This is a genomic window from Dickeya sp. Secpp 1600 (assembly GCF_003049805.1).
GTDB classification, from domain to species: Bacteria; Pseudomonadota; Gammaproteobacteria; order Enterobacterales; family Enterobacteriaceae; genus Dickeya; species Dickeya fangzhongdai.
Genome location: NZ_CP023484.1, coordinates 2859390 through 2873948 on the forward strand (window position 1 = coordinate 2859390; position 14559 = coordinate 2873948).

The window sequence follows — 14559 nt, forward strand, 5'->3', positions numbered from 1 at the left end:
AACGCGATACGCCGGAGCGTATCGCGTTAACCATGCCGAATGACAGACGGCGTTAGCGCCGGTTTCTGACCAGTTGGTAACGACGGGTCAGATACTCAACCGGCGCGCTCCAGATATGCACCAGCCGGCAGAACGGGAACAGCAGGAACAGCGTCATTCCCAGCACCAGATGCAGGCGGAAAATCAGCGCTACGCCATCCAGATGCGCCGAGGCGCCGCCGCGAAACGTCACCACCGCCTGCGCCCAGTTCACCAGTTTCATCATCTCGCTGCCGTCCATGTGTTGCGCGGAAAACGGAATGGTCAGCAGCCCCAACGCCGCCTGAATCACCAGCAGCGACAGGATCAGAATATCGCCGGTGGTTGAGGTAGCGCGCACCCGCGGATTCGTCAGCCGACGCTTCAGCAACAGCACGCCGCCCACCAGCGTCAGCACGCCGCAGGTTCCGCCGCCGATCATCGCCATCTTCTGTTTTATCTCCAGCGGCAAAAACGACTCATACATCCAGTGCGGCGTCATCATGCCCAGAAAATGGCCGCCCAACACGCCCAGAATGCCGAGATGGAACAGGTTCGACGCCAGCCGCATGCCTTTCTTATCCAGCATCTGGCTGGAGCCGGCGCGCCAGCTGTACTGACCGTAGTCGTAGCGCAGCCAACTGCCGATCAGAAAAACCGCGCCGGCGATGTAGGGGTAGATATCAAACAAAAACAGATTGAGATAATGCATCAGCAGTCTCCTTTGGCGCGTGATGCGTCAAGGTTCAGGTAGTGCGGCGCCACCGCGTCGACGAAACGACGCTGGTGACCAGTCTGTTGCGCCGGGGCGCAGCCCGCATCGGCCAGAAAGCGGACCTGCTCCTCTTCCCACACGGCATCCAGCGCCTGCGGCGTGTCGTCGCGCGCCTCTTCCGCCACTTTCGCCGCTACGGATTCACGCGAGGGCTCGATCGCCGCCAGCGCCAACAGCAGATCCGGCAGCAGGGCATACTCGCTGTCGCGCTGGCGTAACCGCTCCGCCAACAGCGTCAGGATCGGCGCAATATCGCGCAGCCCATCGCGCACGGTCTGCGGATCGCGCAACGTCAGGTACTCCAGATAGAGCGGCAGGAAATCCGGCAGTTCGCGGCAATCCAGTTCCAGCCCGACCTCACGGTACTGCGCCAGCAAATCCACCATCGCCTGACCGCGGTCGCGCGACTCGCCATGCACATGTTCGAACAGCAGCAGCGACAACGCGCGACCGCGGTCAAACAGTTCGCTGTAGCGCGCCTGCCGGTCGAGCAGGTCGCCCTGATAAAAGTCGGCGATGAACTGCAGCAGTTGCGCGCTTTGGCGCAGCGGCAGTTCGTCGGCCTGTTCCAGCGCCTCCAGCATGGCCTGACGCTGCTGCCACAGTTCCGCATCCGGATACTCCAGCAGTCGGGCGATAACGCGAAGACTGATCATGACTTGTTCTCCTGCATCCGCCGGTTGCTCATGGTCTGGGTTTTGCTGGTAACGTCGATAGCGTCGATACGTCGGCTGTTGAACAGGTTGAACGACGAGTCGCTGCCGTGGCAGCCATCGCCAAAGCTGAAGCCGCAGCCGCGGGTTTCCGGAAACGCGTCCCGCGCCAGTTCCCGATGGCTGGACGGCACCACAAAGCGATCCTCATAGTTGGCGATCGCCAGATAGCGGTACATTTCCTCGGCCTGCGCCTGCGTCAGCCCCACCTGCTCCAGCGCGCTGACATCGGTGACCTGTTCCACCGTCTGCGCCCGCTTGTAATGGCGCATCGCCAGCATACGCCGCAGCGCGCGCAGTACCGGGCGGGTATCGCCCGCGGTCAGCAGATTCGCCAGATACTGCACCGGGATACGCAGGCTTTCCACGTCCGGCAGTACGCCGCTGTGCGCCAGATTGCCCGCATCGGCGGCGGACTGGATCGGCGACAACGGCGGCACGTACCACACCATCGGCAGCGTGCGGTATTCCGGGTGCAGCGGCAGCGCCAGTTGCCATTCCACCGCCAGCTTGTACACCGGCGACTGCTGCGCCGCGTCAATCACGCTGAGCGGAATACCGTCGCGCTGCGCCTGCGCGATCACTTCGGGGTCGTGCGGGTCGAGGAAAATATCCAGTTGGCGACCGTACAGATCGGTTTCGCTTTCTACCGATGCCGCCTGCTCGATACGATCGGCATCGTACAGCAGCACCCCCAGATAGCGGATACGCCCGACGCAGGTTTCCGAGCACAGCGTCGGCATGCCGGATTCGATGCGCGGATAGCAGAAAATGCATTTTTCCGACTTGCCGCTCTTCCAGTTGAAATAGATTTTCTTGTACGGGCAGCCGGTCAGGCACATGCGCCAGCCGCGGCATTTATCCTGGTCGATCAGCACAATGCCGTCTTCCGCCCGTTTGTAGATGGCGCCGCTCGGACAGGTAGCGACACAGGCCGGGTTCAGGCAGTGCTCGCACAGTCTCGGCAGGTACATCATGAAGGTGTTCTCGAACTGCCCGTACATGGCTTTCTGCATGTCGTCGAAGTTCTTGTCCTGCGAACGTTTGCTGAACTCGCCGCCCAGATCGTCTTCCCAGTTCGGGCCGTTTTCGATCTTCTCCATGCGCTGGCCGGTTACCAGCGAACGCGGGCGCGCCACCGGCTGGTGCCGGCTTTCACCGGCGCGTTGCAGATGGGCGTAGTCGTAGTCGAACGGCTCGTAATAATCGTCCAGCGTCGGGACGTCCGGGTTGGCGAAAATCTTCGACAGCACCCCGACGCGATTGCCCATGCGCGGCTCAAGCCGCCCGTTGATTTTACGAATCCAGCCGCCTTTCCATTTTTCCTGATCTTCCCAGGCGTGCGGATAACCGGTGCCGGGTTTGGTTTCCACGTTATTGAACCAGGCGTACTCCATCCCTTCGCGGCTGGTCCAGACGTTCTTGCAGGTCACCGAACAGGTATGGCAGCCAATGCATTTATCCAGATTCAGCACCATGCCGACTTGTGAACGAATTTTCATCAGGCTTTCTCCTGCAGATGAGGTTGCACATGGGAAGACAGGTCGTCATGGCTGTCCTCATCCAGCCAGTCGATACGGTTCATCTTGCGGACCACCACGAATTCATCGCGGTTGGAACCGACGGTGCCATAGTAGTTAAAGCCATACGCCAGTTGGGCGTAGCCGCCGATCATGTGGGTCGGTTTCGGGCAAACGCGCGTGACCGAGTTATGAATGCCGCCGCGCTGGCCGGTGACTTCCGAGCCGGGCAGGTTCACCAGCCGCTCCTGAGCGTGGTACATCATGGTCATGCCGGACGGAATACGCTGGCTCACCACCGCACGGGCGGTCAGCGCGCCGTTGGCGTTAAACACTTCCACCCAGTCGTTGTCGGCGATGGTCAGCTCGCGGGCATCATCCTCGCTCAGCCAGACAATCGGCCCGCCGCGCCCCAGCGTCAGCATCAACAGGTTTTCGCTGTAGGTGGAGTGAATCCCCCACTTCTGATGCGGCGTCAGGAAGTTGAGCGCCTTTTCCGGGTTACCGTTGGGCTTTTTATTCAGCAACGGCTGCGCCGCGCGGGTATCTACCGGCGGGCGATACACCAGCAGGCTTTCGCCGAAGGCGCGCATCCACTCGTGATCCTGATACAGTTGCTGGCGACCGGAAATCGTGCGCCACGGAATCAGTTCATGCACGTTGGTGTAACAGGCGTTGTAAGACACATGCTCGTCTTCCAGACCGGACCAGGTCGGGCTGGAAATGATTTTGCGCGGCTGCGCCTGAATATCCCGGAAGCGGATTTTTTCTTCCTCTTTCGGGTGCGCCAGATGGGTGTGATCGCGCCCGGTGACCTTGCTCAGCGCCGCCCAGGCTTTTACCGCCACCTGGCCGTTGGTTTCCGGCGCCAGCGACAGAATCACCTCGGCGGCGTCTATCGCGGTGTCGATTCTCGGGCGGCCGGCGGCCGGGCCGTCTTCCTGCACCCGGTTCAGACGCTTGAGGAAATCGACTTCATTCTGGGTATTCCAGCTAATGCCTTTACCGCCGTTGCCCAGCTTATCCAGCAACGGACCGAGCGAGGTAAAGCGGGTATACAGGTTCGGGTAGTCGCGCTCTACCGTCATGATGTGCGGCGCGGTTTTGCCCGGAATCAGGTCGCACTCGCCTTTTTTCCAGTCTTGCACCCCCAGCGGCTGCGCCATTTCGGCCGCCGAATCATGCTGGATCGGCAGCGTCACTACATCGGTTTCCACCCCCAGATGCCCCTGACAGACGCGAGAGAAGGTTTTCGCCAGCCCTTTATAGATTTCCCAGTCGGTTTTCGACTCCCAGGCCGGGTCAACCGCCGCCGACAGCGGGTGGATGAACGGATGCATGTCCGAGGTGTTCATGTCGTCCTTTTCATACCAGGTGGCGGTCGGCAACACGATGTCGGAATAGAGACAGGTGCTGGACATGCGGAAATCGAGCGTGACCACCAGATCCAGCTTGCCTTCGCCGCCCTGCTCGCGCCATTCCACCTCTTCCGGCGTCACGCCGCCCTGCTGGCCCAAATCCTGCCCCTGAATACCGTGTTCGGTGCCCAGCAGGTACTTGAGCATGTACTCATGCCCCTTACCGGATGAACCCAGCAAGTTGGAACGCCAGATAAACAGGTTGCGCGGGAAGTTTTGCGGGTTATCCGGCTGCTCGGCGGCAAAACGCAGGCGGCCGGCTTTCAGTTCCGCTACGGTGTAATCCTGCGGCGACATGCCGGCGGCCGCGGCCTGCCCGGCGATACGCAGCGGGTTTGCGCCCAGCTGCGGCGCCGACGGCAACCAGCCCATGCGTTCGGCGCGCACGTTGAAATCGATCAGGCTGCCGCTGAAACGGGAGCGGTCCGCCAGCGGCGACAGCAGCTCCTGCGGCGCGATGGTTTCGTAACGCCACTGGCTGGAGTGGTTATAGAAGAACGAGGTGCTGTTCATATGACGCGGCGGGCGCTGCCAGTCCAGACCGAATGCCAGCGGCAGCCAGCCGGTTTGCGGACGCAGTTTCTCCTGACCGACATAATGCGCCCAGCCGCCGCCGCTCTGCCCGACGCAGCCGCAGAAGATCAGCATATTGATCAGCCCGCGGTAGTTCATGTCGAGGTGATACCAGTGGTTCATACCCGCGCCGACGATAATCATCGAACGGCCGTGGGTTTTGTCGGCGTTATCGGCGAACTCACGGGCGATGCGGATAATGTTCTGACGCGACACGCCGGTGATCTGCTCCGCCCATGCCGGGGTGTAGGCTTTTACCTGATCATAATCCGTTACCTGATCATCGCCGGTCGCGCACTGCGCGTCGTCCAGACCGCGATCCACGCCGTAGTTGGCGAGCGTCAGGTCATAAACGCTGGTGACCAGCCCTTCCTGACCATCGGCCAGCGTCAGGCGTTTGACCGGCAGTTGATGCAGCAGCACCTCGTCCAGCGCGACGCTGGCGAAGTTTTCACTGGATGCGCCGCCAAAATAGGGGAAACCGACGGACACCACGTCGTCGTGCTTGCCCAGCAGGCTCAGTTGCAGATTGACATCACGCTGGGCGCTGCCTTCACGCTGTTCCAGATTCCATTTGCCCTGCTCACCCCAGCGATAACCGATGGAGCCCTGCGGCGCGACCAGTTCGCCGGTGGGTTCGTCAATCGCGACGGTTTTCCACTCCGGGTTGTTCTCCTGCCCCAGGTTGCCCACCAGATCGGCGGCGCGCAGCAAACGCCCGGCGGCGTAGCTACCATCCGCACGCGCCTCCAGCAGCACCAGCATCGGCATGTCGGTATAGCGGCGCACGTAATCGGTGAAGTACTGGCGCGGCTGTTTGAGATGAAATTCGTTGAGGATCACGTGACCCATCGCCAGCGCCAGCGCGCTGTCGGTGCCCTGTTTCGGATTCAGCCACTGATCGCACAGCTTGGCGATTTCCGCATAATCCGGGGTGATGGCAACGGTTTTGGTGCCTTTATAGCGAACTTCCGCAAAAAAGTGTGCATCGGGGGTACGGGTCTGCGGTACGTTGGAACCCCAGGCGATGATGTACGATGCGTTATACCAGTCGGCCGATTCCGGCACGTCGGTCTGTTCGCCCCAGGTTTGCGGCGAGGCCGGCGGCAGGTCGCAATACCAGTCGTAAAAACTGAGGCATACCCCGCCCAACAGCGACAGATAGCGGGCGCCGGCGGCATAGGACACCATCGACATCGCCGGGATCGGTGAAAAGCCAATCACCCGGTCCGGGCCAAAGGTTTTGGCGGTATACACGTTGGCGGCGGCGATCAGTTCATTCACCTCCTGCCAGTCGGCGCGCACAAAACCGCCGCGCCCGCGCACCTGCTTATATTCCCGCGTTTTGCCCGCGTCGCCGACGATTGACGCCCAGGCGTCCACCGGGTCGGCATGATGCTGACGCGCCTCGCGCCACAGCTTCATCAGGCGTTTGCGCACCATCGGGTATTTCAGCCGGTTAGCGCTGTAGAGATACCAGGAATAGCTGGCGCCGCGCGGGCAGCCGCGCGGCTCGTGATTCGGCAGGTCCGGCCGGGTGCGGGGGTAATCGGTTTGCTGTGTCTCCCAGGTGACCAGCCCGTTTTTAACGTAAATCTTCCAGCTGCATGAACCGGTACAGTTGACGCCATGCGTCGAACGCACCACCTTGTCATGTTGCCAGCGGCTGCGATAGCCGTCCTCCCAGTCACGATTGGTATTCAGCGTCTGGCCGTGATCGCCGGAAAACGGCTCGGCCACCTGTTTGAAATAACGTAACCGGTCAAGAAATTTGCTCATCCGGACTCTCCTGCTGCGGAACCTGACGGTTCCTGTCGTTATGAAGTACACGTGGGTTTTGCTCACTGAGGCGTAGGGTAGCCAGCCGGATAAGTGCCAGAATTGACAGCGATCAAGCCAGCCCGGGCCGGTTTACGCGGGGAACAGCGGAGATACCACCAAAGGATTACGCGAAAAAAACAACCCAATAGACTGATAATTAATGGAATTTATTGATACGCAATGATCAGGGAAGAGGATACTCACCCCCGGTGACTATTTGGAGGTAGTAGGTCGTATCAGGCGACCAAAACCGGTTTTTCACCCCGACGCTTTAGCCTGAATGAGTGCAGCCATAAGTGGGTGGTAAATGTAAGCCGGTCAATTCTGCGGCAGAGTAAGGCCGTGGCAGGTGTAAACGCCGCTACAGATGGCAGGAAGATTTAAGATCGGTAATCGGGCACAAAAGCAGCCCAAGAACGAGCATGTAGGATTATGGCGTGGATGGGTGGATGGGTGGATGGGATGAAAGCGTGCGGAAACGCTACCGCGTTGAGGTTTCACGGCCTCAACGCGGTAGGATTGTTCATCGAACAATTATTCAACGATCAAAAGCATTGTTTGCCGATAAATAGCATTGCTCGGCGATAAATAGCATTGTTCGGCGATCAGGCGCGGGCTTTACGTCCGTAACACAGCCAGGTGATAACCACGCAGGCCACGTAAAACACCACGAAGATCTTCATGGCGCCGGCGGGCGAGCCGGTCAACGCCAGCGAGGTGCCGAACGCTTTCGGGATAAAAAAGCCGCCGATAGCGCCGATGGCGGAAATAAATCCCAGCGCCGCGGCGGTATCGGTCACCGCGCTGCGCTGCGCTTCATCTTCGCCGCCGCCTGCTGCGGTCACCCTCGCCACTGTCAGCCCGCGGAAAATCACCGCGATCATCTGGAAGGTCGACCCGCTTCCCAGCCCGGCCGTTAAAAACAACAGCATGAAGATACCGAAGAACAGCAGGAAGGAACCGGGCTGATTGTCACCCGGCAACGCGGTGAACAACAGCACGGACAGGATCGCCATCAGCACGAAATTGATCAGCGTCACCCGCACGCCGCCGAAGCGGTCCGACAGCATGCCGCCCACCGGACGCGCCAGCGCCCCCAACAACGGACCGCAAAAGGCGTAATGCAGGATAATCACATCCGGGAACTGGGTTTTCGACAGCATGGCGAAACCGGCGGAAAAACCGATAAAAGAGCCGAACGCCGACAGATACAGTACGCTGAGGATCCACAAGTGCGCCCGTTTGAGCACCGGCAACTGCTGGCGGAGCGACGCTTTGGCGGTGGACAGATCGTTCATGCCGAACCAGGCCGCCGCCGACGCGATAAGCAGCAGCGGCACCCACACCCAGGGCGCATTCTGCAACCAGACCTGACCGCCGTCCGGCTGCGCCACGCCATTGCCGGTAAAACTCAGCACCGGCAGAAAAATCACCACCGGCACCAGTAACTGCATCACGCTAACGCCCAGATTACCAAAGCCGCCATTCAGGCCCAGCGCGCTGCCCTGCTGCGCCTTGGGAAAAAAGAAGCTGATGTTAGCCATGCTGGAGGCAAAATTGGCGCCGGCGAACCCGCACAGCAACGAGATAATGATGAATACGCCGTAGGGCGTCTGCGGATCCTGCACCACGAACCCCAGCCACACGCACGGGATGATAAGAATCAGCGTACTGAAGGTGGTCCAGCGGCGCCCGCCCGCCAGTGGAATAATGAACGAATACGGCACCCGCAGCAGCGCGCCGGATACCGACGGCAAGGCGGTCAGCATAAACAGCTGGTCGGTAGTGAAATGGAACCCAACCTTGTTCAGGTTGACGGCCACGGTGCTGAACAACATCCAGACACAGAAAGCCAGCAACAGACAAGGAATTGAAATCCACAGGTTGCGCTGGGCGATACCGCGCCCCTGTGTTTGCCAGAACTGAACGTCTTCCGGGCGCCATTCCCGGATAACAGTCTGCCGTGAAGCGCCTGGCGTAATGGTTGACTGCGTCATAAAAAGCCTCGGTCAGTAAAAATGCCTATAACACTACGCGCCACATTAGAAGGTATGACCGGGGCAAAGTTGATATACATCAACAGGTTGTTGGGTAAAAAAATGCGTCTCTTTTGCGCCCCCTCCCAAATAGGTAAGCGATAATGACAAGTTAATGTCATAGTTTCATACTGTTATAGTCATTTATTTTGTCACTGTACTCACCGCCTCCCCCTTGTGGAAATTGGGAGGTACCTCTTTAGGGGTATAGGGTTACCCCTGAAAATAAGAAAAAATGACCTTGTGATGCGTGAGGCTGTTCTCACGGCAGGCAGCAGGGTTCGGTTTTTTGTCGATCTCCATCAACGCGTAACACCATACCCGCAGTACAGTTTTATCACACAAACGCGTTTCCACTTTCGTCACAGGCGGTTTCCCGATGTTCAGACGCTTTCGGCTTCCACTCTCGCTGGTCAATCAGGTGGCGTTGCTGATGTTGCTGCAGGGTCTGTTGGGGATTGCGGGCATGGCGGTTTCCAGTTGGATGTCGCAAAGCATTCAGGGCAATGCGCACGCCATCAATACCGCCGGCTCTCTGCGCATGCAGAGCTACCGGCTACTGTCGATGGTGCCGCTCGACGCCGGCGGCGAGCGCTATTTGCAGGAGCTGGAGCAGGATGAAAACGACGACGACCTGCGTCAGGCGGTGGTGCGCGAGGGGCTGAGCGACCAATTCAGCACCCTACGCCATTACTGGGCGGAGCAGCTTAAACCGCGCCTGCGCCAGGCCGAACGCCCGACCGACGCCGCCGCCGCGGTGGCCGATTTTGTCCACCATCTGGATACGCTGGTGCTGGCCATCGACCAGAAAACCGAGGCGCACCTGCGGCTGGTGACGCTGGTGCAGCGCGTTTTCATCGGCATCATGCTGTCGCTATTGCTGATCACCTTTTTCTATTTGCGCCACCGCTTGCTGGCCCCCTGGCGTAAGTTGGTGTCGATGGCGCAGGCCATCGGTCAGGGCGAATTCCATCAGCGGGTGACGCTGCGCGGTCAGGATGAAATGAGCACGCTGGCGCAGGCGCTGAACAATATGTCGGATGAGCTGTCGGCGATGTACCGCGATCTGGAACGGCGGGTGGCGGAAAAGACCGCTGACCTGCAACAGAAGAACGACACGCTGGCGTTTCTCTATCGCGCCAGCCGCCAGCTGCATACCAGCGCGCCGCTCTGCAGCCGACTGCTGCCGGTGCTGGACGAGCTGAGCGCGCTGATGCCGCTGTCCGATATCCGCTTACAGCTCTATGAAGACAATCATCAGGCGCATGTGACGCCCTCCAGCCTGACGCACATTCCCGACCCCGACGCCTGCCCGGACAGTCACTGCCAACGCTGCGATCGCCTTGCCCCGCCCCGCATGGCGACCGAAGGCAAACCGGTAAGCTGGGATCTGCACGACAAGCTCGGCCATTACGGCGTGGTGCTGGCGCGGCTGCCCGATCACCAGCAGCTGACGCCCGACCAACACCAGTTGTTCAATACCTTGCTGGAGCAACTGACCAGCACGCTGGCGCTGGAGCGGCAGTCCAGCCATCAGCAGCAGCTGATGCTGATGGAAGAACGCGCCACCATCGCCCGCGAATTACATGACTCCATCGCCCAGTCGCTCTCCTGTCTGAAGATTCAGATCAGTTGCCTGCAGATGCAGCACACCGCGCTGACGCCGGAGATACAACAGCAACTGGACGCGATGCGCGATGAAACCAATACCGCCTACCGCCAGTTACGCGAGTTGCTGACCACCTTCCGGCTCAAACTGTCGGAGTCCGGTCTGCTGGCGGCGTTGCGGGCCACGGCGGACGAATTCAGCCAGCGCCTCGGCTACGATATCGCGCTGGACTACCAGCTGCCGCTACAGGCGGTTTCCGCTCATCAGGGCATCCATCTGCTGCAGATCGTGCGTGAGGCATTGAGCAATATTTACAAACATGCGCAGGCTACAGCCGTCGGCATCACCCTGCGTCAGCAGCAGCGGTATATTGAGCTGCGCGTGCGCGATAACGGCATCGGCATCAGCGATGACATCGGCCGCGCGAATCATTACGGTTTGATCATCATGCGCGACCGCGCCCGAAGCCTGCACGGCGACTGTACTATTCAACGTCTTGCGTCCGGCGGCACAGAAGTCTGCGTCAGCTTTCTGGCAGACTACCGCCAGCCCCCCGTATTACCAGGAGAACACCATGACTAACGACGCCGCCACCGTGCTGCTAATTGACGACCATCCGATGCTGCGCAACGGCGTCAAGCAGTTGCTTAGCATGGCGCCCGACCTGCGCGTAGTCGGCGAAGCCAGCCACGGCGAGCAGGGCGTTACGCTGGCGGAACAGCTGGATCCGGATCTGATTCTGCTGGACCTGAACATGCCCGGCATGAATGGGCTGGAAACGCTGGCCCGGTTGAGGGAAACGCCACTGTCCGGGCGTATCGTGGTGTTCACCGTTTCCAACCACGAAGAAGATGTCATCAGCGCATTTAAAAACGGCGCCGACGGTTATCTGCTCAAGGACATGGAGCCGGAAGACCTGCTGGTGGCGCTGCATCAGGCCGCCGCCGGCAAAATGGTGCTCAGCGATGCCCTGACGCCGGTTCTGGCGGCCAGCCTGCGGGAAACGCGCAGCAGCGACACGCGGGATATCCAGCAACTGACCCCGCGGGAAAAGGATATCCTGAAGCTGATCGCCCAGGGCCTGCCCAACAAGGTCATCGCCCGCAAGCTGACGATCACCGAAAGCACGGTGAAAGTGCACGTCAAACATCTGCTGAAAAAAATGAAATTGCGCTCCCGGGTAGAAGCCGCTGTCTGGGTGGTACAGGAGAAGATTTTTTAACCGCTGGCGGCCGGACGCCGCCAGCCGAAATAACGCCAGCGATGTCGCCCTTACCTTTTAATGTCAGAAATTACAGTAAAATACCCTCGCCTACACTTCTATACATTTGTTTGCACTGGGGGTGATAAAGTAACACCTGATCATGGTTTTTAGTACTTTATCGCCATTTTCCTAGATATTTCCCCATATTCCTTTCCTAGACTCACCTTGTTCGGCGTTTCATTGCGCTTTCGCCAGGCTTAACCGGAGGAAAAAGAGAATGAAAGTCAGAGAACGATTTATTGGACTGGAATGGCTCCGGTTTCTACTTGGATGTTATGTCATGGTCTATCACACCGTACATATCTATCCACAGCGCGAAAAGATCCTCTTTATGAACGAACTGACCAGCATGGGGTTCTTCGCCACCAGTACTTTTTTTGTGTTATCCGGCTTTCTGCTGACGCACGTTTATCTGCGTGACGGCCAGTTGCGGGAGCCTGCCCGACACTTTTTGGCCAAACGGTTCTTTAACCTTTACCCGATCCATATCATCGGGCTGGTGTCATCCATCGTGGTGGTCAGCCTGATGCACTGGCTGGCGATTCCGCCGGAAGGCCAGGTCGCCAGCGCCCGCTTCGTCATTTACGACAGCAACGACCCCAGCGTCGCGCCGGAGACATTGCGTCATTACATGGACAATGCTCAACTGGCTTTTAACGGCTTGCTGCAATTACTGATGCTGCAGGCGTGGAACCCTTATTTTCTGACGTTCAACGCGCCGTTGTGGTCGGTTTCGACGCTGTTCTTCTTTTATCTACTGTTCCCGCTGCTGGCGCCGCGGCTTTTAGGCAGCCGTTACCCGCGCCTGTGGCTGATCGCGATGTTTGTGCTGTACCTGCTGCCGCCGATATGGGTTGTCTGGCATCAATTATATGGCGCGCCTTACACCGGTCTGCTGCAACGCAGCCCCCTGCTGCGTCTGCCGGAATTTCTGGCCGGGGTGCTGGGCTACGCCATTTTCCGTCAATACCGCGACGGCACGCTGCCGGCGCTGAGCCGTATGCAGCGTAAAGCGCTGGGCGTCTTTATCAGCCTGAGTTTTATCGTCGCCACCTGGCTGTTTACCCATGGCGACCGCTACTGGTATTTCCTGTTGCACAACGGTCTGTTGTTACCGGCGCAGGTGGCGCTGGTGTGCCTGTGCGCTCACTTCCGCGAGCCGGACAGCGACACGCTGAAAATCTGGGCCACCCGCCTCGGTGCGGCATCGCTGTCGATCTTCGCCCTGCATGTACCGCTGTTCAATCTGTTCCGCACGCTGGAACAGCTGTTGCGCGGCGACCCGTTGCAGTGCTTCACCGACTGGACGGCCTGTATCGACGCAGCCGGACGAGTCGAACTGTCCATGACCGGTTATGGCGTGTTCCTGCTGACCACTGTCGCACTGTGCGTGGTGTTTCAGGAACAGGTGGTCATCCGCATGAAACAGGCCTTGACCGAACGTTTCCTGGGCCGCCGTTTCCAACCCTCCCGCAGCGCAGCCTGATGATAACGGCTATCGCGGTGATGTGATCGTCATCACCGTTATAGCCGTAAATCATTAATCGCACGGTTTATAACAATTTCCATTCTAATTATGGGACACTTATACCTAGAGGCGCAGCGCGATTCCTGTTAATGTTTGCCTCGCCGGAAAAAACCGGTACATCGATGCATCGGCAGACCGTCTGAACGGCGTCTTTCACTTTTAGTCACCCACTGTTTTATCTGACATCATGACACATTCCAAACACGCACTTTCGTCGCTGAGTCTGTTTATCGCCCTCAGCGCCGCAGGCATTTCCACCAGCCATGCGGACACCGTCTGGTTAACCAACGGTGACAAGATCAGCGGCCAGATTACGCTGCTGGACAGCGGTAAATTATTCATCAAAACCGACTATGCCGACACCGTGTCGGTCACCTGGGACAAAGTCAAAACCTTCCAGACCGACCACGGGATGGTAATTCAGGGACAACGCTACGAAAAAGGCGTGCTCTACCCGTCCATCAAGGCATCCGACAGTTCACGCGCCATCGTTGCCCAGCCGGCAAGCGTAGATGGCCAGCAGGTCAGCGCCGGTCAGGAAACCCTGCCACTGTCTGACATCAACTCAATGGTGGTGCCGCGCCGCTGGGTGGAAGATTTCTCCTGGAAAGGCAACGTTGATGTCAGCCTGGCCCACAAGAAAAGCTCCACCGAAACCGACAACCGCGATGTCACATTGAACACCCGCCTGCGTCACGGCACCTGGCGTCACAATCTGGATGCCAGCTACCACATGACCAAAGAAGACAATGTGGAGAGCACCAAAAACGCCGCCGGCGAATACGCGCTGGATAAATTCATCGACGAGCACTGGTTCTGGCAGGGCCGTTATGAATACAAACGCGACTGGGTGGAAAACATCAAGATCAACCGCTCCGTCGGTACCGGTCCGGGTTACCAGTTCTGGGATAACGATCTGGGTTCCTTCTCCGTCACCACGCTGGTGAACTCCCAGACCTTTACTTATCAGAACAACAGCGAAGACAATTTCTACTCCGGCGGCCTGAAGTGGAACTATGATCGCTTCCTGTTCAGCAAGCGCACCGAATTGTTCACCGATGGCGAAGTGGGCCGCTCGTTTGACAGCACCACCCCGCTCTACTTCAAAGCTGGCGCCGGTCTGCGCCTCAAGGTTACCGACTGGTCATCCGTCAGCATGAAGGTATCCCGCAACCGTACCGAAAGCGTTCAGGGTAACGTCAACGATACCCTGTACTCGCTGGGTCTGGGCGTCGGCTGGTAATTTCCGGCCCGGTTCCTGCGATTGCCGCAGGAACCGTTTCC

9 protein-coding genes are annotated in these 14559 nt (G+C 59.0%); 4 read left to right on the forward strand and 5 right to left on the reverse strand.

All coding sequences use genetic code 11. The features are described 5' to 3' along the window. Positions 1 to 52: 52 nt before the first annotated feature. From narI to CPA59_RS12780, 5 genes are all read right to left on the reverse strand, one after another. Positions 53 to 730, reverse strand: a complete 678-nt coding sequence (narI, locus tag CPA59_RS12760) for a respiratory nitrate reductase subunit gamma (RefSeq protein WP_038658056.1) — start codon at positions 728 to 730, stop codon at positions 53 to 55. Beyond that, positions 730 to 1449: a nitrate reductase molybdenum cofactor assembly chaperone gene (gene narJ / locus CPA59_RS12765; protein ID WP_038919292.1), complete on the reverse strand. Its 720-nt coding sequence runs from the start codon at positions 1447 to 1449 to the stop codon at positions 730 to 732. Before narJ ends, narI begins: the two co-directional genes overlap by 1 nt. Then, entirely contained in the window at positions 1446 to 3008 is a 1563-nt protein-coding gene (narH, locus tag CPA59_RS12770; protein ID WP_038658052.1) for a nitrate reductase subunit beta, read from the reverse strand. Before narH ends, narJ begins: the two co-directional genes overlap by 4 nt. Then, entirely contained in the window at positions 3008 to 6796 is a 3789-nt protein-coding gene (locus CPA59_RS12775) for a nitrate reductase subunit alpha (RefSeq protein WP_049854097.1), read from the reverse strand. Before CPA59_RS12775 ends, narH begins: the two co-directional genes overlap by 1 nt. Before the next feature lie 647 nt (positions 6797 to 7443). Then, positions 7444 to 8835 (reverse strand): NarK family nitrate/nitrite MFS transporter, encoded by a 1392-nt coding sequence (locus CPA59_RS12780; protein ID WP_038919294.1) that lies wholly within the window; start codon positions 8833 to 8835, stop codon positions 7444 to 7446. A 418-nt stretch (positions 8836 to 9253) separates the two neighbouring features. Here CPA59_RS12780 and narX point away from each other — a divergent pair, with 418 nt between their 5' ends. From narX to CPA59_RS12800, 4 genes are all read left to right on the forward strand, one after another. Continuing rightward, positions 9254 to 11065: a nitrate/nitrite two-component system sensor histidine kinase NarX gene (gene narX, locus CPA59_RS12785; RefSeq protein ID WP_107759590.1), complete on the forward strand. Its 1812-nt coding sequence runs from the start codon at positions 9254 to 9256 to the stop codon at positions 11063 to 11065. Continuing rightward, a complete protein-coding gene (narL, locus tag CPA59_RS12790; RefSeq protein ID WP_038658044.1) occupies positions 11058 to 11705 on the forward strand; it encodes a two-component system response regulator NarL in 648 nt (215 codons plus the stop codon). Before narX ends, narL begins: the two co-directional genes overlap by 8 nt. Positions 11706 to 11964: 259 nt before the next feature. Next, on the forward strand, positions 11965 to 13233 hold the full coding sequence (locus CPA59_RS12795; RefSeq protein WP_049854099.1) for an acyltransferase: 1269 nt from the start codon (positions 11965 to 11967) through the stop codon (positions 13231 to 13233). Positions 13234 to 13462: 229 nt separating this feature from the next. Then, entirely contained in the window at positions 13463 to 14518 is a 1056-nt protein-coding gene (locus CPA59_RS12800) for a DUF481 domain-containing protein (protein WP_038919297.1), read from the forward strand. Positions 14519 to 14559 lie beyond the last annotated feature (41 nt).